Annotated in this window: 14 protein-coding genes; 1 reads left to right on the top strand and 13 read right to left on the bottom strand. The window is 47.5% G+C overall.

The window, feature by feature from the left end; genetic code table 11:
- Positions 1 to 79: 79 nt before the first annotated feature.
- From rnr to tsaE, 11 genes are all read right to left on the bottom strand, one after another.
- Positions 80 to 2455, bottom strand: a complete 2376-nt coding sequence (rnr, locus tag FME95_RS06145) for a ribonuclease R (protein ID WP_246109329.1) — start codon at positions 2453 to 2455, stop codon at positions 80 to 82.
- A 186-nt stretch (positions 2456 to 2641) separates the two neighbouring features.
- Complete coding sequence (locus FME95_RS06150) at positions 2642 to 3934, bottom strand: adenylosuccinate synthase (RefSeq protein ID WP_147713515.1); 1293 nt, start codon at positions 3932 to 3934, stop codon at positions 2642 to 2644.
- A gap of 1 nt (position 3935) precedes the next feature.
- Entirely contained in the window at positions 3936 to 5132 is a 1197-nt protein-coding gene (locus tag FME95_RS06155) for an ATP phosphoribosyltransferase regulatory subunit (protein WP_147713516.1), read from the bottom strand.
- Positions 5133 to 5285: 153 nt separating this feature from the next.
- Positions 5286 to 6215, bottom strand: a complete 930-nt coding sequence (gene hflC / locus FME95_RS06160; protein WP_147713517.1) for a protease modulator HflC — start codon at positions 6213 to 6215, stop codon at positions 5286 to 5288.
- A gap of 10 nt (positions 6216 to 6225) precedes the next feature.
- Entirely contained in the window at positions 6226 to 7407 is a 1182-nt protein-coding gene (hflK, locus tag FME95_RS06165; RefSeq protein WP_246109330.1) for an FtsH protease activity modulator HflK, read from the bottom strand.
- 100 nt (positions 7408 to 7507) lie between these two features.
- Positions 7508 to 8821 (bottom strand): ribosome rescue GTPase HflX, encoded by a 1314-nt coding sequence (gene hflX / locus FME95_RS06170; protein ID WP_147713519.1) that lies wholly within the window; start codon positions 8819 to 8821, stop codon positions 7508 to 7510.
- A 70-nt stretch (positions 8822 to 8891) separates the two neighbouring features.
- Positions 8892 to 9137, bottom strand: a complete 246-nt coding sequence (hfq, locus tag FME95_RS06175) for an RNA chaperone Hfq (RefSeq protein ID WP_147713520.1) — start codon at positions 9135 to 9137, stop codon at positions 8892 to 8894.
- Positions 9138 to 9441: 304 nt separating this feature from the next.
- Positions 9442 to 10404, bottom strand: a complete 963-nt coding sequence (miaA, locus tag FME95_RS06180; RefSeq protein ID WP_147713521.1) for a tRNA (adenosine(37)-N6)-dimethylallyltransferase MiaA — start codon at positions 10402 to 10404, stop codon at positions 9442 to 9444.
- 2 nt (positions 10405 to 10406) lie between these two features.
- Positions 10407 to 12263, bottom strand: a complete 1857-nt coding sequence (mutL, locus tag FME95_RS06185; RefSeq protein ID WP_147713522.1) for a DNA mismatch repair endonuclease MutL — start codon at positions 12261 to 12263, stop codon at positions 10407 to 10409.
- Positions 12264 to 12362: 99 nt separating this feature from the next.
- Entirely contained in the window at positions 12363 to 13724 is a 1362-nt protein-coding gene (locus FME95_RS06190) for an N-acetylmuramoyl-L-alanine amidase (protein WP_147713523.1), read from the bottom strand.
- A gap of 14 nt (positions 13725 to 13738) precedes the next feature.
- A complete protein-coding gene (gene tsaE / locus FME95_RS06195; protein WP_246109331.1) occupies positions 13739 to 14194 on the bottom strand; it encodes a tRNA (adenosine(37)-N6)-threonylcarbamoyltransferase complex ATPase subunit type 1 TsaE in 456 nt (151 codons plus the stop codon).
- A gap of 437 nt (positions 14195 to 14631) precedes the next feature.
- Between tsaE and queG the strand changes: the two genes are divergently transcribed.
- On the top strand, positions 14632 to 15726 hold the full coding sequence (gene queG / locus FME95_RS06200; RefSeq protein WP_147713524.1) for a tRNA epoxyqueuosine(34) reductase QueG: 1095 nt from the start codon (positions 14632 to 14634) through the stop codon (positions 15724 to 15726).
- 32 nt (positions 15727 to 15758) lie between these two features.
- Here queG and FME95_RS06205 read toward each other — a convergent pair whose 3' ends face one another.
- Together FME95_RS06205 and FME95_RS06210 are read right to left on the bottom strand one after the other, a co-directional pair.
- Positions 15759 to 17417, bottom strand: a complete 1659-nt coding sequence (locus FME95_RS06205) for an FAD-dependent oxidoreductase (protein ID WP_147713525.1) — start codon at positions 17415 to 17417, stop codon at positions 15759 to 15761.
- A gap of 150 nt (positions 17418 to 17567) precedes the next feature.
- Positions 17568 to 18170, bottom strand: coding sequence for an IMPACT family protein (locus tag FME95_RS06210; RefSeq protein ID WP_147713526.1), 603 nt, complete (start codon positions 18168 to 18170; stop codon positions 17568 to 17570).
- Positions 18171 to 18220 lie beyond the last annotated feature (50 nt).

An 18220-nucleotide genomic window follows, 5' to 3' on the forward strand; every position in this document is an offset into this window, starting at 1 on the left:
CTGTTATATTTTCTATTTATACTTTTCTGTTTTTTTTGCTACTTATTTTTCACGGTTTTTTGCACAAACATTTTAAAATTTAGCGGCTTTTCTTTTTGCCTTCTGGCTTTGATTTTTTTGCTCGACTGGATTTTGGCTTTGCCGCCTTATCTCGACCCTTAGCTGGACGACTCGGCTTACCTTTTTTCGACTTACCTCCGCCGTTCGCTTGTGCTGCAACATCGGCTAGCTCAAAGTCAATTTTGCGTTCATCTAAATCAACGCGCATAACTCGAATTTTTAAGCTATCGCCTAACTTATAAGTTTTACGAGTACGTTCACCAACCAAGCGATGCCCTGCTTCTTGGTATTGGTAGTAATCTGACTGCAAGCTGGAAATATGTACCAAGCCGTCGACATAAATATCATCCAGCTGAACAAACAAACCAAAGTTTGTCACCGAAGAAATAGTGCCGGTGTATTCTTCACCGATATGGCCGCTCATAAATTCGCATTTAAGCCAAGCCATAACATCCCAAGTTGCTTCATCGGCGCGACGCTCTGCCATTGAACATTGCTCACCGAGCTCCAGCATCGCTTTAACATCGTAAGGGTAATTCTTTTCAATGGCTTCGTTTTGCGTCAACTCCATTCGGCGCACCATCGGGGTACGCTTTTTACTGCGCACAATCGAGCGAATGGCACGGTGTACCAATAAGTCTGGGTAACGACGAATCGGCGAAGTAAAGTGAGCATAGCGCTCAAACGCCAAACCAAAGTGACCGATGTTATCCGGCTGGTAAACCGCTTGCGCCATCGATCGGAGCATAACGGTTTGTAGCAAATGAAAGTCTTCACGATGACTGATTTGCTGCAACAGTTTTTGGTAATCTTTTGCGGTTGGTTTAAAGCCGCCCGATAATGCCAAGCCCTGCTCGCCCATGTAGGAGCGTAAGTTTTCTAGCTTTTCAAATGACGGCGTATCATGCACTCGGTACAGGCAAGGAATTTTCAGCGTCTCTAAAAAAGTCGCCGCTGAAACATTTGCCGCCAACATACATTCTTCAATTAGGCGATGCGCTTCGTTGCGTTCAGTTGGCACAATGCGATCAATCTTACGATCATCGTCAAACACAATTCGTGTTTCACGGGTTTCATATTCAATAGCGCCGCGCTCTGAACGAGCAATTCTAAAGCGTTGGTAAACATCGTTTAATGTTTCAATGTTTTTAACCACGGCTGCGCCGAACTGCTGGGTAAATAGCTTCTCTTGTGCGCCGCTGTCATCTTCTAAGAACTCACCCACTAGGGTGTAGGTTAGGCGTGCATGTGAATGAATCACGCCTTCCATAAATTTAAAGTTGAGCACTTCGCCTTGTTCGTTAACTTCCATTTCACAGACCAACGATAATCGATCGGTATGAGGGTTTAACGAACATAAACCGTTCGACAAGATTTCCGGCAACATCGGAATAACGCGTTCAGGAAAATAAACGGAAGTAGCTCGGTTACGTGCTTCATGATCCAATGGCGTATCAACAGCGACATAGTGAGAAACGTCAGCAATGGCGACGTAGAGTTTAATGTTGCCATTACGCATTGTCTTGGCAAATACGGCATCGTCAAAATCACGCGCGTCTTCACCGTCGATAGTAACGAACGCCAGCTCACGCAGGTCGATACGATCTGCCTTATCGGCTTCGCTGACTTCTTCGGTTAGGCCTACAACTTGGGCTTCAACCTCATAAGGCCATTCGTGTGGAATTTCATAGCTGCGCAGAGCAATATCGATTTCCATGCCAGGCGCCATATGTGCGCCCATTACTTTGGTCACCTTGCCTATTGGCTGTTTTCTAAAAGCCGGTTGTTCAACAATGCTGACAACGACAATATCACCGTCACTGGCTTGCTCTACATCGGCAGGCGGAATCAGAATATCGTGAGTGATGCGTTTATTTTCAGCATGAACAACACCAAAGGCTCCTTCCCAACGGAAGCGGCCAACCAACTCTTCGGTATTACGCTCTAACACTTCGGTAATGATGGCTTCGGTACGACCGCGGTGGTCGCGCTGGCCTTTGCGAGCTAAAACCACATCGCCATGAAAGCAGCCTCGCATTTGGCGATAGTTAAGATAGAAATCTTTACCGCCTTGATCTGGAATTAAAAAGCCGTGACCATCGGCATGGCCTTGCACTCGGCCACGAACCAAATCTAATTTATCGATCAGTCCGTAAGCACCTCGGTTGGTGCAATGCAGCTGGCCATCGCGCACCATGGCGATTAAACGGCGGCGCAGTGCCTCTATGTTTTCTTCACTAAATAAGGCTAATTCTTTGCTTAACTCGGGGTGTGTTGCTGGGCCGTTACGTTGCTCTAAGTGCGCAATAATAAATTCGCGGCTGGGAATGGGGTTGTCGTACTTTTCAGCTTCTCGCTGTTGATGCGGGTCTTTGACGTTATTCTTTTTTTTCACAATGACGATTTCACTCGATGAGGTTTCATCGCAGTATAACCACAGTGGCGATGGATAAGTAGGGATTCACTCGCTAATGCAGGTAATAAGCGTGAAAATGGCGCTTAACTAGGGTTAAGCGCCATTCTATGCAGCGGTATCGAGACAGTTCTCGATACCAAGCAGTGCTAAAAACGCAGCTGCTGCTTACATTTCGAATGAATGCTTCAAGACAATGGTTTCAATACGGTCAGGGCCGGTTGAAACGATATCGATACGGGCACCAATCGCTTTCTCAATGTAGGCAATATAGTTACGTGCATTTTGCGGAAGATCGTCGATCGACTTGGCACCGAAGGTCTTTTCAGTCCAACCCGGTAAGTCTTCATAAACCGGCGTCACGGCATCGAATGCTTCAGAAGACTCTGGCCATTCGACATCATTACCTTGCGCGTCTTTATAACCAACACAGACTCTAACTGTTTCTAGGCCGTCTAAAACATCGAGCTTGGTCAAGCAAATAGCGTTAATCGAGTTAATGCGAATGCTGTGCTTCACTAATACCGCATCGAACCAACCGCAACGACGTGCGCGTCCGGTGGTGGTACCAAATTCATGGCCTTTATCTGCCAAGTGCTTACCGTTGTCGTCAAACAACTCAGTTGGGAATGGACCGGCACCAACACGAGTAGTATAGGCTTTGGTAATGCCCATAATTTGGTCAATATAGAGCGGGCCAACACCAGAACCTGTAGCAACACCACCGGCAGTGGTATTAGAAGAAGTCACAAATGGATAAGTGCCGTGGTCGATATCTAATAGCGAGCCTTGCGCACCTTCAAACATAATGTTGCCAGACTTCTCACGAATACTGTGCACTAGGCTGACGGTATTCATGGTGATGTCACGAATGCTTTCCGCTTCGGCAATCACCTGATCAATCGACGCCTGAACATCAACAGGCTCTGCTTGGTAGTACTCTTTTAAAATAAAGTTATGGTATTCCAACAACTCGGTTAGCTTCTCTTTAAAGCCTGGTTGGAAAACATCACCAAGACGCACACCACGACGACTAACTTTATCTTCATACGCAGGGCCAATACCACGACCTGTAGTACCAATTTTATTGTCACCACGTTTTGTTTCACGAGCCTGATCTAACGCGACGTGAACCGGTAGAATCAGTGGGCAACCTTGAGATACAGCCAAACGCTCACGAACAGGAACGCCTCGCTCTTCAAGCATGGCCATTTCTTTTAACAGGGCAGTGATCGAAAGCACAACGCCATTACCAATCACGCACTTAACGCCATCACGCAAAACACCTGAGGGAATAAGGTGCAGAGCCGTTACTTTTCCGTCAATAACCAGTGTATGGCCAGCATTATGACCGCCCTGAAAACGCACCACTGCATCAGCATTCTCAGTCAACAGGTCGACAATTTTCCCTTTACCTTCGTCACCCCATTGGGTGCCTAATACGACAACATTCTTGCCCATATCAATTTTTTCCACTCGTTATTAACGGTTGAATAATCCACTGGCCGTCTTTTACAACCAGCTCTCGGTCGCAGCCTAATTCATCAACATAAGGCTGATCTTTAAACAGTTGAATCACTCGCTCACCCTGAGTTCTTAGCTGGCGAATCGCCTGCTTAAGTTGCTCAGAATCATCTGCTGGTGCTAGCACGCCAGCAGGACTTGACCAGTCTGCGACGGTTAACATGGCAAGGATTTTTAGATCACAAGAAAATCCGGTTGCCGGTCGTGAGCGACCAAACACTTCACCGGTATGATCATAACGGCCACCACGCGCCACCGGTTGACCAAACTCACTGACAAAGGCGGAAAACACCATGCCGGTGTGATAGTTGTAATCACGCAGTTCTGCCAAGTCGAGGTGAACGGTCACTTTCGGGTACTGATGAGTGATTTCTTCAGCGATAGACTGTAAATAGTTCAGCGCTGTAAAGACGGCTTCAGGAGCGCCGGCTAATTCTTTTTTCCAGCTATCGATTTGCGCAACAGAGCCTGCAAATGTTGGTAGCTTAATGAGTATATCTTTATCGGATTGTGCTAAGTCGACATTGCTTAGCCATTGCTCAAGCTCAGGTAACGCACGCTGACGCAATAGACTATAGAGATCTTCTTGTTGCGCCTCAGTTAACGCCATGCGTGCAACTAAAGCCTGATAAATACCAACATGGCCTAAATCGACAGTGACATCATTGATGCCAGACTTTTCTAAGCTGCGCAGCATCAGAGCGATGATTTCAACATCGCTTTGACTGCCAGAGTCGCCATAGAGCTCCGCGCCAATCTGTAACGGATTTCGTGAACTGAGTAAATTTGTCGGCTTGGTATGTAATATTTGACTGCAGTAGCAATAACGCGCCACACCCTGTTTCGGGATAGAGTGCGCATCCATCCTCGCAACTTGCTGAGTACGATCGGCGCTTAAGCCCATAAGCCGGCCGTTAAGCTGATCGGTAATTTTAAAGGTCAACAGATCCAGATCAGAACCGACACCTGTCAGCAGGGATTCTAAATATTCAGCAGTTGGAGGTTGTAGTAGGTCGTAGCCCCAAACTTGATACTCATCAAGTAGAGCTCGTCGTAATGATTCGATTCGAGCGGCTTGTGGCGGCAGTATTTCTTCAATACCGTCCGGTAAAAGCCAGCGTGCAGCAATTGTCATGCGTGATAAAATCCCGTCAATTCACTAATTTAGGGCACAAAAAAACCGGGCTTGGCCCGGTTGATGGATTATACACTTGCTAAAAGAATCTGTTAACTAAAACTATAAAAACTTGAGTCATCAAAATTAATTTAATGACTCTGTTACAGTGTTCTAGTTACCGTTTTGATCATTCAAGAAACGGAAGAATTCAGAATCCGGTTCCAGAATTAGCATATCGCCAGATTCTTCAAAGGCTGTACGATAAGCCTGTAAGCTACGATAGAAAGCATAGAAGTCTGGATCCTTAGAGTAAGCTTCCGCGTAGATTCGCGCGGCTTCTGCATCACCTTGACCACGAAGTTTTTCAGCTTCGCGATAAGCGTTTGCAATAGTAATGGTGCGCGTCTGGTCCGCTGTCGCGCTGATGATCTCAGCCTGACGTTGACCTTCAGAACGGAAGCCACGTGCTACCTGCTCACGATCGGAACGCATACGACGGAAAACATCGTCTGAAACCTGCTCTGGCAAGTCGATCGCTTTAACCCGAATATCAACAACTTCAATACCCAGCTCAGAAATAGCAACGTTATTAACACGCTCTAAAACACGCGCCATCAATGCATCGCGCTCACCTTCGTCCGAACCAATGATGTTACCTTCTGGTAAAGGCTGATCATTCTTCAAACCAGTCACAACTTCACGCAACGACTTATCACCAAAAGCATCACGCAGCGCGGCATTAACACGAGAACCTAATACTTGGCTGGCACGGTAACCATCACCACCACCCGTTGCAGTATAGAACTTAAGGGTGTCGTCGATACGCCACTGGACGTATGAATCAACTTCCAAGCTCTTCTGTTCGCTGGTAATAAAACGCTCAGATTGGCTATCAAGCGTCACCAAGCGCATATCAAACTTAAGGTGATCTTCAAGGATCGGCCAGTTCCAATGTAAACCCGGCTCAATATTGGCTTCAATCACTTCGCCAAAACGCAGTTTAATCGCGCTTTGTCGTTCATCGACAATAAAAAGGCTCGTGCTTGCAAAGAGTGCAGCCAAGGCAACAATGACGATAACTGAAATTAATTTACCATTCATTATTATGCTCCTAATTATTACGGCGACGGCTTTGCTCATTCACGATCAGATCATAAAGCTCACTGATTTCTGATTGAGTCAAAGAATTAATATTTAAGCTACTCGAAAAGCTTGCTGAAGAATCTGCTGCTGTTGCAGTATTTCTACGTAGCTGATCCAACGGTAGATACATCATGTTGTTGCCGCTTTCGACATCTAACAACACCTTAGCGCTGTTGCTATAGATCTCTTCAATAGTCGACAAGTACAGACGTTGACGAGTAATTTCTGGTGCCTTTTGATACTCAGCTAATAACGACGAGAAACGATCGGCATCACCAGATGCACGAGCAATGATTTCTTGTCGGTAAGCTTCTGCTTCAGCTAATTGACGCTCGGCTTGACCTTGGGCAACCGGCACAATCTGGTTGGCGTAGGCTTGCGCTTCATTGATAAGACGCTGCTGATCTTCACGAGCCTTAATCACATCATCAAAGGCTTCTTGCACTGCGGTTGGCGGCGAAGCATCGGTAATTTTCAACTGATCAAGACTGATACCGACGTTGTAGCTATCGAGGTATTCCTGCAGTCGTTCTTTAACCAGCGCCTGCAATTGGTCACGGCCTGTGGTTAAGATCTGCTCTAACTTGGCAGAACCAACAACATGACGCAGTGCCGACTCAGAGGCGTGTGCAATCGTGGCCTGAGGGTCTTGAACATTTAAGGTATAGAGTTCAGCGGCCGCAGCACGGTATTCAACTGTCATCGCAACGGTGACAATGTTTTCATCTGCGGTCAGCATCGAGTTGCGCAAGCTGGTTTCATTAACGCGAGTAACGTTAACCTTGGCGGCAACCTTATCGATGTAAGGGATCTTATAGTGTAAGCCTGGGCCTTCAACACGGTAAAACTTACCTAAGCGAAGCACCACGGCACGCTCGGCTTCATCTACCGTATAGAGGGTGTTATAGCCAGTAAAAACAATACCCAAAACCAATAGAATGGCCACGATAGGGCCGCTACCACCGGATCTTTTAGGGTTCTCGCTGTCGTTGCGGTTATTGTTATTACCGCCACCCAGCCATTTATTCAGTTTAGCGTTAAGCTGCTTAAACAGGTCATCAAGGTCAGGCGGACCCTCATTGTTTTTACGGTTACGATTACCCCAAGGGTCTTGATCGTTATTCCCACCTGGTGGTTCATTCCACGCCATGGTCAACTCCATATTTTATTTTCATATTAATGTTCATATAACAACGGCTAACGAGTGTTGTGCTTTGCTTTATACAACACTTTTGCAACAGTTGGATGCGCTATTGCTCGTAAGGCTCTTTCAGCCTAGCCACACCGAATCGTTGCTCAGAAAGATCAAACCGCTTTAATAGCTGCTTGAAGTCTTTCTTTTGTATTCTTATTTGAATAGATACGGTGCCATTATCTTCATAGTTTTCTGACACAATCGCATTATGCTCAAATAACGCTGCCCGTAATGCCAATTCATGGGGTTGCAGCTCAATTGACTTATCAATCACTTCATCGCCGAGCAATTCTGCAATCGCAGAGTTAATCAACTGGGTACCTTCACCATTATAAGCAGACACCCAAACGCGTACTGGCACGCCCTGCTCATTTCGCTCAATGGCTGGCTTAAAGTCGTCTAACAGATCAATCTTGTTAAACACCTCTAAGCGAGGAATCTGATGGCTACCAATTTCATCGAGCACATTTTCAACCTGAGCAATATTATTGAGGCGATTTTCGTCAGCACAATCCACAACGTGCAATAAAAGATCGGCTTCGGCGGTTTCTTGCAGCGTTGCTTTAAACGCCTCGACCAATTTATGAGGCAAATGCCTGATAAAGCCTACGGTATCGGCCAACACAATGGTTCCCATATCGGGAATTTGCAAGCGACGTAAGGTTGGGTCCAATGTCGCAAACAATTGATCTGCAGCATAAACCGAGGCATCGGTGAGTCGATTAAAGAGTGTCGATTTACCCGCATTGGTATAGCCAACAAGTGACACTGTTGGCGTATCTGAACGAGCTCGCGCACGACGAGACTGATTACGCTGGGTTTCGACCTTTTTCAGTTTTTTATTGATCGTACTGATACGAATACGCAACAGGCGGCGGTCGGTTTCTAGCTGAGTTTCACCTGGACCTCGCAGGCCAATACCACCTTTTTGTCGCTCTAAGTGCGTCCAGCCGCGTACTAAACGCGTGCTTTGGTATTGCAGCTGGGCCAGCTCAACTTGCAGCTTACCCTCATGAGTCCGAGCACGCTGGGCAAAAATATCTAAAATCAAACCGGTACGATCGAGCACACGGCATTCAATTTCTGCTTCAACATTACGTTCTTGGGAAGGGCTTAAGGCGTGATTAAACAGCACCACATCGGCTTGGGTGTCTTTTACTGCTTGGCGAATCTCTTCTAACTTACCAGTACCGACAAAAAACTTTGAATGAGGCGTTGTGCGGGATGCACGAATATATAAAGCCGGATCAGCACCGGCAGAAACCACCAACTCTTCAAACTCTACAGGGTCTTCACGGTGGTTGGACTCTGGAAAATCAACATGGACTAGGACTGCCCGATTACCAGCTTCAGCGCGTTCAAAAAACAATTAAAAAACTCCGATACCCGGCATTGCCGGGCGATGGGAAGACAACAGCGTGCTATCTATTGACGAGGCACTATTCGACGGTTACGGATTCTTCGCCGTCCATCGAAATCTTAACATTGCGCGCAGGCACAACCGTTGAGATAGCGTGCTTATAAACCATTTGGCTGACTGTGTTTTTCAGCAAAATGACAAATTGATCGAAACTTTCGATCTGACCCTGCAACTTAATGCCGTTAACCAAAAAAATAGATACGGGTATACGCTCTTTTCGTAGCGCGTTTAAGAAAGGGTCTTGTAGAGACTGGCCCTTCGACATGGTGGACTCCTTTTTCTTCAAGGATTGTAATAGTAATCGGCTTGCACTCTTTAGCAATAGATCATTGGTCAAATACTCAACCAACGCCTTGCTCTGTCAGTTCGAAAAACCAGGTATATCCGTGCTTCAAATGCTCCAGCGCCGCCCATTGATAAATGAACTTTATCGAGCCGCTTAAAAACTGGGATAGCCGCATTCAGTTATTCAATGTCCGGATTCTAAATTATTTTAAATAGATTGTAGATGGCTCAACGCGATTATTTACCGAGAATCTGACGATATTTAGCACTTTAGGCTGAAATCATCACAGCTGACTCAGGATTCGCTGACACCATTGCTCGGTTGAATAGGCTGATATGTCAATTTCGATCAGTTCCGGCCATCCTCTCAACCAGGTCAATTGGCGTTTTGCCAGTTGTCGAGTCGCAATAACGCCGCGCTCTACCATCTGTTCATAAGTATAGTCGCCCTGAAAGTATTGCCACATTTGTCGATAACCAACACTGCGAATTGAGGGTAAATCCAAGTGCAAATCGCCGCGCTCAAATAACAATCGCGCCTCAGCTTCAAAGCCCATCTTCAACATCAGATCAAAGCGCTCAGCAATACGTTGATGCAACACCTTACGATCATTCGGAATGACCGCATACTGCATTAATCGATAAGGAAACTGCTCAATGGCTGCGCTCGATAACTTACCTTTGGCGCTATTGTCTTGTTGCGCCCAAAAACTGGAAATCGGCTTACCGGTTTGGCGATAGACCTCTAACGCGCGCTGAACTCGCTGCGGGTTCTGCAATTCGATTTGCTGATGAGCAACAGGGTCGACCTCAGCCAACTCGGCGACTAGCGAAGCCAGTCCTTGCTCGGCTAATTGCTGTTGTAATTGTGCTCGAACAATTTCATCCGAGGCCGGCATTTGTGCTAACGGCTCAACTAACGTTTTAAAATAAAGCATGGTGCCGCCGGTGAGCAAGGGTGTTTTGCCTCGCGCGACGATGTCATCCATCAACGTCAATGCATCGTTTCGGAACTGCACCGCCGAATAAGACTCGGCTGGATCGCAGATATCAATCAGATGGTGCGGCGCCAAGGCTAACTCTTCGGCACTGGGTGTTGCTGTGCCAATATTCATACCGCGATAAATTTGCGCCGAGTCGACTGAGATGATTTCGCACTGCCCTTGTTGTACCAAAGACATAGCCAAGTTGGTTTTACCTGCCGCTGTAGGGCCCATAAGGAACAGCGCTGTCGGTTTATGCTGCACCTTTATCGGCCTCTTAAAAACAGTTTATCGAGATCTTTCATCGTCAACTGAGTCCAGGTTGGGCGGCCATGGTTACATTGGCCACTGCGCTCGGTGCGCTCCATATCTCGTAGCAAAGCATTCATTTCAGGAACCGTCAGCTGGCGATTAGCTCTTACAGAACCGTGACACGCCATAGTCGATAGAATTTCGTTACGATGCGCCAAGATAGCATCGGATGTTTCATGCTCAACAAAATCGGCCAACACCGACCGTACCAGCTCTGCAGCATTCGATTGCTGCAAGAACACTGGCACTTGGCGAATGGAAACCGTCTCCGGTGCGATGCGATCAACCACCAGCCCAAAACTGAGCAATAACTCAGCAAACTGCTCGGCAACATCGGCTTCACGCTCACTCAGCGATAAGCTCAGCGGCACCAATAATGGCTGCGCCTGCACCGCCTGTTGATCGTACTGCTGCTTCATCCGCTCGTAGGTAATGCGTTCATGGGCGGCGTGCATATCCACCATAATCAGCCCATGTTCCGACTGAGAAAGAATATAAACACCGTGTAACTGAGCGACCGCAAAACCCAGCGGAGGAATATCTGACTGTGTTTGTGGCTGATCTGCCGGTGTCACCAATTGCTGATAAGCCGCCAACTGTTCGGTCACACCGCTGGATTGCTGAGCGTAGCCATTAGCAGTCTGCGCTATCGAGTGCGAACCAGCAGCGTTAGCAAATTGCGCCGTTGGTGCTTCATTCATCGATAACGACGACTGACCCGAAAACTCACCCGCAGCAAGACCTGTGGCTTTTGGCGGCATGGCTTCAATCGTTGAATCTGCCGTTAGCGACTGGCCATCCGGTCGGTATTCAGCTAAAGCTCGGTGTAATTGCGAAAACAAAAAGTCGTGCACCAAGCGTTGATCTCGGAACCGAACTTCATGTTTTGTAGGGTGAACATTGACATCCACTGCGGCGTTATCAAGTTCTAAATAGAGCACAAAGCAGGCGTGGCGGCCATTGTATAGAACATCGCGATAGGCTTGTTTCACCGCATGAGCAATCACCTTATCGCGCACTACTCGGCCATTAACAAAGAAATACTGCATATCCGCAGAAGAACGTGAAAAGGTTGGCAAGCCGACCCAGCCGGTCATCGTTAAACCCGCACGTTCGGTTTCAATCACCAAGGCATTATTCATAAAGTCCGGGTTAAGCAATTGCGCAATGCGCCGCTGTTGTTCGGCAGGCGTTGCAGCAGGACGCAAAGCATGAATGGTTCGGCCGTTGTGACTAAGAGAAAAACCAACATCAAAACGTGCTAAGGCTTGCCGCTTAACCACCTCTTCTAAATGATTAAATTCGGTTTTTTCGGTGCGCAAAAACTTACGTCTCGCTGGGGTATTAAAAAATAGATCGCGCACTTCCACACTGGTGCCGTCAGTATGCGCCGCAGGCGTCAGATCGACTGCCATATCTCGGCCCTGAGCACTGACTTGCCAAGCGGTATCCTGAGCGGCGGGCTTAGAGGTCAAGGTCAATCGCGATACCGACGCCACCGACGCCAAGGCTTCACCACGAAACCCAAGCGAATTGAGCGCTTCGAGTTCATCTAACGAATAAACCTTTGAGGTCGCATGGCGAGCCAACGCCAAGGGCAAATCGTCCTTACCAATACCACGACCGTTATCACGTACCCGAATTAACTTAACACCGCCCTGTTCGATATCGATATCGATTCGAGTGGCTCCGGCATCTAAACAGTTTTCAATCAACTCTTTCACCACCGAGGCGGGGCGTTCAACCACTTCTCCGGCGGCAATTTGGTTGGCTAAACGAGGTGAAAGCACCTCAATTTTTCTGGATGTCATCAAAAATCCTAATCGATGTCTGTCCTAGTTACGCCTAACAGTCGGCGCAATAGGCAAATGTCTGGTGAACTAAGCACCTATAAACTCAGCACCTATAAACTAAGCGTCTGGAATTACTAATACCTGACCAATGCGAATAGAGGTACTCGACAGATTATTTGCTGAGATCAATTTACGCACAGAGGTTCCGTTCCGGCTGGCAATGCTAGATAAAGTATCACCTTGAGAAACGGTATAACGCCGAATAGTGTTTTTATTTTCCTGACGCCAGGCAATATAGCTGCCGTCTGGCGCATTACGCTCAAAGTAACGCTGCACGCCATCGCTAATCGCCGTTGCCATCTTTTTGCGATAACTGGCTGAGCCTAAATTGGCCGCCTCTCGCGGGTTACTGATAAAGCCAGTTTCAACCAATATTGAAGGTACATCTGGGGCACGTAACACAACAAAGTTAGCATGACCCACCGAGCGTCGGTCGCCATGCAACTTGGTGAAATCACCAATTTCGGATAACACCATGCCGCCAACTTCAACCGAACGTTGCAAGGTAGAGGTCATTGATAAGTCGACCAGCACCGAACGCAAAACATCGTCTTTATCTTCTAACGAAACGCCGTTAATACCACCAATGGTATCGGCTGCGTTTTCTTGGTCGGCAAGGTATTTCGCCATTGCGCTGACAGAGCCGCCATTGGAGAGCGCAAACACCGAAGCACCATGTGCCGAAGGTAAACGGTAAGCATCGGCGTGAATCGAAATAAATAGGTCTGCATTGTTTTCACGGGCAAAGTCGCTGCGTTTTTTTAACGCAACGATGTAATCGCCGGTGCGCGTCATAACCGGTTTATAGCCTGGCAGGGCATCCAGTTGACGATACAATTCTTTAGCGATTGCCAGCACGACATTTTTTTCATGCAGTTTTCTTGGCCCAATGGCACCTGGGTCTTCACCACCGTGACCGGCATCAATAACGACTATAATGTCGCGTTTTTGGCTCGTGACTTGCTCAATGGTTTTGGCAGCACTGGGGACAGTTTCGTTAGCCTTAATGGCCAGATCTCTTTCTAGGTCGATCACCAAGCGATGACCGTACTGCTCGTTCGGCAATAAAGAAAAGCTCCGCGGTGTCATCTCGGCTTGCATATCGAGCACAATACGAACATCGCTGCCATTACGCACGCCACTGCGGATTCGCTCAATGCCAGTATTATCGAGATCGAGCGCTGCTAACTCGGTTGCTAAGCTGCTGTCTTTAACATCGAGTACAATACGATCCGGGTTTTTCAGTACCAGCAAACTGTGCTCGACAGATTCGCTAACATCGAGCACCAGTCGCGTACTATCGGGTGCCGGCCAAATACGAGCACTTTCAATGCTGACCGCCTGAACCATAGTTGCCAGCAATAACGATAAGCACAGCGCTGTAAGCTGCCGTACGGATAATCTGTTCTTTGGCTTCATGCTTATTTTCAGCCTCACGCCATCGCTTCCATCTGTTGAAGTTGCTGTGCGCCCTTATCTGAACAGGCGACTAACCTTAGTTTTCGGCTATTTTGCGCATCTTCAAAATAAACCTCAATATCTGCTGGCGGTAATAAGCCCGCGCCGCGTTCAGGCCATTCGATTAGCCAAATGGCCTGATGCTGATCAAAATCACGTACGCCTAAAAACTCCAGCTCTTCTGGGTCTGCTAATCGATAAAGATCAAAATGTAACGCTTCGACCAAATTACCGCTGTATTGTTCAACCAAAGTATAGGTTGGGCTTTTTACTCGCCCCTGCCAACCAGTGGCTTCAACGACGCAACGAGACAGCGTTGTTTTACCCATTCCTAAAGTGCCTTGCAGATAGATAACACTGCCCGAACGGCAAGCTTTTGCTAGCTGAGCACCAAAGGCTGGCATTTGATCTTCTGTTAAACTTCTTTCCACAACCCTACTTCCAAAAAACCGACATCATTTACGCTTATCAGATTCACGATAAAACGCGATTCATTCGCTGTTATTCAACCAAAGTGTATCAGCTTTGTACCAACGAGTATTCGCCAGCCAAAAAAAGCAAAAAAGCGCTTGACCAAGCCAATTAATCACTCTAGATTGAACGGTATAGAAGTTAGGCAGCTAAGTCACTCAAGTGTCTTAAAAACATCTCAGGATTTACTGCCTATTTAAAAAAGCCCGAACCGTCTTAAAAACGTCTCTCGGGCTTTTTTATGCCTACGACTTACAGCTCAGGCTATTATGATATTTATTCGGCTTTGCACTCACCTACGTTACTTGGCTGCCGCCGAAGGTTTAGATAATCGACCGCAGCGACGCTACACTCAATAACGCCAATTCATCATAACCTAGCACACGATTATCAATCCATGCAGCCTACCAACTCCATCATAGCAACATCAGGTGAATTAACTCTAGCTGAACAGATCCGTCAGCTGGGCTTAAACTTAGGTTTGCAGGCCGTACACTTTAGCTCGCCTTCAACCGATGAACACGAATTACGCTTCCAACAATGGCTCGATGCCGGTCATCATGGCGAAATGGATTGGCTACAACGCAATAAAGATAAACGCTTTCACGGTGGCCAACTGCACCCCGGCACCAAGACTGTGATTTCGGTACGTATGGATTACCTGCCCGACGGTGCGCCGCCATTCAACATTCTTTCCGACCCGAACAAAGCTTATGTTGCCCGCTATGCGGTAGGCCGCGACTACCATAAGGTGCTGCGCAAACGGCTGACACTCTTTGCTAAACAGATTGCACAACTGGCTGGCGAGCATGGCTATCGCCCGTTTGTCGACAGCGCACCTGTCATGGAACGCCAATTGGCCGAAAAGAGCGGCATGGGTTGGATTGGTAAAAACACCCTATTATTAGCGCCGGGCGCGGGCAGTTGGTTCTTTTTAGGTGAGTTATTTACCGACTTAGAACTGCCGTTCGATGAACCGTTTGAAAAAAATCACTGTGGCAGCTGCCAAGAATGCTTGGTGAAATGCCCGACCGATGCCTTTACTCAAGCTGGGGTATTGGATGCAAGAAAATGCATTAGCTATTTGACCATCGAATACAGCGGCAGCATTCCTGTCGATCTGAGAAGTAAAATGGGCAACCGAATTTACGGCTGCGACGATTGCCAACTGGTGTGCCCACACAATAACAAAGCCGATACCTCGGCCGAGTCCGACTTTACGCCGCGACATCAACTCGATCAGGCTTCACTTACCGACTTATTCAGTTGGGACGAGACAACCTTTTTAAGCCGAACCGAAGGCAGTCCGATCCGGCGTATTGGTTATCAACAGTGGTTACGCAACATCGCTATTGCATTGGGTAATGGCGAGCCGAGTCATCAGGTCATCCAATTATTGAGTAATAAACTCGGCTGTTATTCAGAGCTGCTCGATGAACACCTTCGCTGGGCCATTGAGCAGCTAGAACAACGCTTAACCATCAACTCATAAATTTTAACCATCAACTCATAAATAAGGCTGAATTAGCGCCCAACCTGTTGTGCCATTAAATAGCTGGTATAGCCGCCGGTCATATTTAATACCGAATAACCATGTTGAACCAACATGCGTTGCGCGACATAGCCTCTTAAACCAACCGCACAAAGCGTCACCCATGTTTTATCTTTTGGTAGCCGCTGTAAGTTTTGACGCAACTGATCCAGCGGAATATTAATAGCGCCTTCAATGCTGCCGTGCGCTGATATTTCTGACGCTGAACGGACATCCAACACCTGCACATCATCACCCTGCGGCAAGGCGTCTGCTTGGCAAATATCATGCGAGCCGCGCAAAGCATTGCTGGCGACAAAACCGGCCTGATTAATAATGTCTTTTGCCGAGCCAAAGGGTGGTGCATAACAAAGCTCAAACTCTTCCAAATCAAAAACCGTTAAGCCTGCTCGAATTGCAGTAGCGAGCACATCAATACGTTTATCGACGCCTTTTTCACCGACCGCCTGCGCACCTAAAATACGGCCATCTGTTGGCTGAAATAATAACTTAAGGTGAATTTGGCGAGCATCAGGGTAATAGCCTGCATGATCGGCTGCGTGCAAATACACCTTTTGGAAAGGCTTTTGCTCTGCCAATAATTGCTTTTCATTGGCACCCGTTGAGGCCGCCGCCAAGTTGAAGACCTTACAGATACCAGTGCCTAGCGTATCTTTATATTCCGAAGCCATACCAAAAATATTATCAGCGACGATTCGACCTTGCCGGTTGGCAGGCCCAGCCAATGGAATCTGCGCGTGGCTGCCTGTAACAAAATGCGCAACTTCAATCGCATCGCCAACCGCCCAAATATGTTCGACGCTGGTACGCATCTGCTTATCGACTTGAATGCCACCGCGTTGGCCTAACGCCAAGCCCGCTGTTTTAGCCAGCTGATTTTCAGGTGTCACGCCAATCGCCATAATCAGCATATCGGTTTTTAGCTCTCGGCCTGAACGCAATGTCAGCGTTAGCTCGTTATCGCTAGATTCTGTTATCGCTTCTAAGGCATCGCCTAATATCAATTGAGTACCGTTGCGACGCATTTCTTGGTGCAAAGGTACCGCCATTTCGGCATCGATTGGCGGCATAACCTGATTCGACAACTCAATTAGCGTGGTCTCGACTTTGCGGTGCACTAACGCTTCTGCCATTTCAATGCCAATAAAACCGCCACCAATTACCACCGCTGAGCGAGGCGCATCGATATCCAGTTTATGAATAATTCGATCCATATCGGGGATGTTGCGTAAGCTAAACACTGAGGCTAAATCGATGCCAGGAATCGGCGGCATTATCGGTTTTGCACCTGGCGACAGGATAAGCTCATCGTAAGATTCTTGATAACGCTCGCCCGTATCTAGCCTGTGTACCGACACCTGTTTCGCCTGAGCATCAATATCAACCACTTCAGACTGGATGCGAATATCAATATTAAACCGCGCATGCATAGATTCGGGAGTTTGCACCAATAGGGCATTGCGATCTTCAATTTCGCCACCGATATGGTACGGCAGACCGCAGTTAGCAAAGGAGATGAATTGATCGCGCTCAAACATAATGATCTGCGCTGTCTCATCAATACGACGTAAGCGCGCCGCTGCCGACGCACCCCCAGCAACACCACCCACAATGAGGATTTTTTTTGTCATGGCCAGAGCCTCTACAAGCTAAGATTAAATTAGAATTATCTTATATTAATAAATTCTAATATTCTAGCCATTGTAGGGTAAAGATCGCTGCGGCAACGAGTGATAGCAAACGAGTTAGCTAAAAGTTGATCCGGCGCAAGCGCTGGCGGGTCAGTCGAGTGCCGAGACACTGATCGAAAGTTGATCTCCAGCTGGAGCTACCGTTTGTAACAGCTCACACACTTCATTTTTTTGCGACTGTTTCACCGTCAGCTCTGCGCTAACTTGATCGTGATAAGCCACTTGCTGTAGCTGTAAACCGGCCTTACCGAGTACGTGCCGTACTTGGTTTTCTAAACCAAAGGGGAAACTTAACGCTATTTGCCACTGCGACTCGACCGTCAGCAGTTCTGCGTTTTCTAAGGCCAGACTAATGGCATTACCATAAGCGCGGCTTAAACCGCCAGCACCGAGTTTAATACCGCCAAAATAACGCACCACAATGGCGACAACATCGACCAAGCCTTTGTGATTTAAAACATTAAACATCGGTTTAGCGGCGGTGCCCGAAGGTTCGCCATCGTCACTCAATCCGGTCTGACCTTTAACATAAAAGGCCGTGCAAACATGACGTGCATCGGGGTACTGCTGGCGAATATCGGCAATGCGTTGCTTGGCAGCCTGTACCGATGAGACCGGTTCAACCCAGCCTAAAAATCGGCTTTTTTTAATTTCAAACTCGGCAAACTTCGGCTCTGCTAAGGTAACTGCCATAACTCTTCTCTACTGCTCAACGATAAAGACCATGGTAACCAATATTACCG

Origin of the sequence: Reinekea thalattae (genome assembly GCF_008041945.1) — a bacterium.
Taxonomy (GTDB): Bacteria; Pseudomonadota; Gammaproteobacteria; order Pseudomonadales; family Natronospirillaceae; genus Reinekea; species Reinekea thalattae.

Bases quoted from the DNA above. Each gene is read 5' to 3' on its own strand.
- hfq (WP_147713520.1), bottom strand. From the start codon at position 9,137: ATGTCGAAGGGCCAGTCTCTACAAGACCCTTTCTTAAACGCGCTACGA.
- FME95_RS06205 (WP_147713525.1), bottom strand. From the start codon at position 17,417: ATGACAAAAAAAATCCTCATTGTGGGTGGTGTTGCTGGGGGTGCGTCG.
- FME95_RS06150 (WP_147713515.1), bottom strand. From the start codon at position 3,934: ATGGGCAAGAATGTTGTCGTATTAGGCACCCAATGGGGTGACGAAGGT.
- hflC (WP_147713517.1), bottom strand. From the start codon at position 6,215: ATGAATGGTAAATTAATTTCAGTTATCGTCATTGTTGCCTTGGCTGCA.
- mutL (WP_147713522.1), bottom strand. From the start codon at position 12,263: ATGACATCCAGAAAAATTGAGGTGCTTTCACCTCGTTTAGCCAACCAA.
- FME95_RS06155 (WP_147713516.1), bottom strand. From the start codon at position 5,132: ATGACAATTGCTGCACGCTGGCTTTTACCGGACGGTATTGAAGAAATA.
- hflK (WP_246109330.1), bottom strand. From the start codon at position 7,407: ATGGCGTGGAATGAACCACCAGGTGGGAATAACGATCAAGACCCTTGG.
- queG (WP_147713524.1), top strand. From the start codon at position 14,632: ATGCAGCCTACCAACTCCATCATAGCAACATCAGGTGAATTAACTCTA.
- FME95_RS06190 (WP_147713523.1), bottom strand. From the start codon at position 13,724: ATGAAGCCAAAGAACAGATTATCCGTACGGCAGCTTACAGCGCTGTGC.
- FME95_RS06210 (WP_147713526.1), bottom strand. From the start codon at position 18,170: ATGGCAGTTACCTTAGCAGAGCCGAAGTTTGCCGAGTTTGAAATTAAA.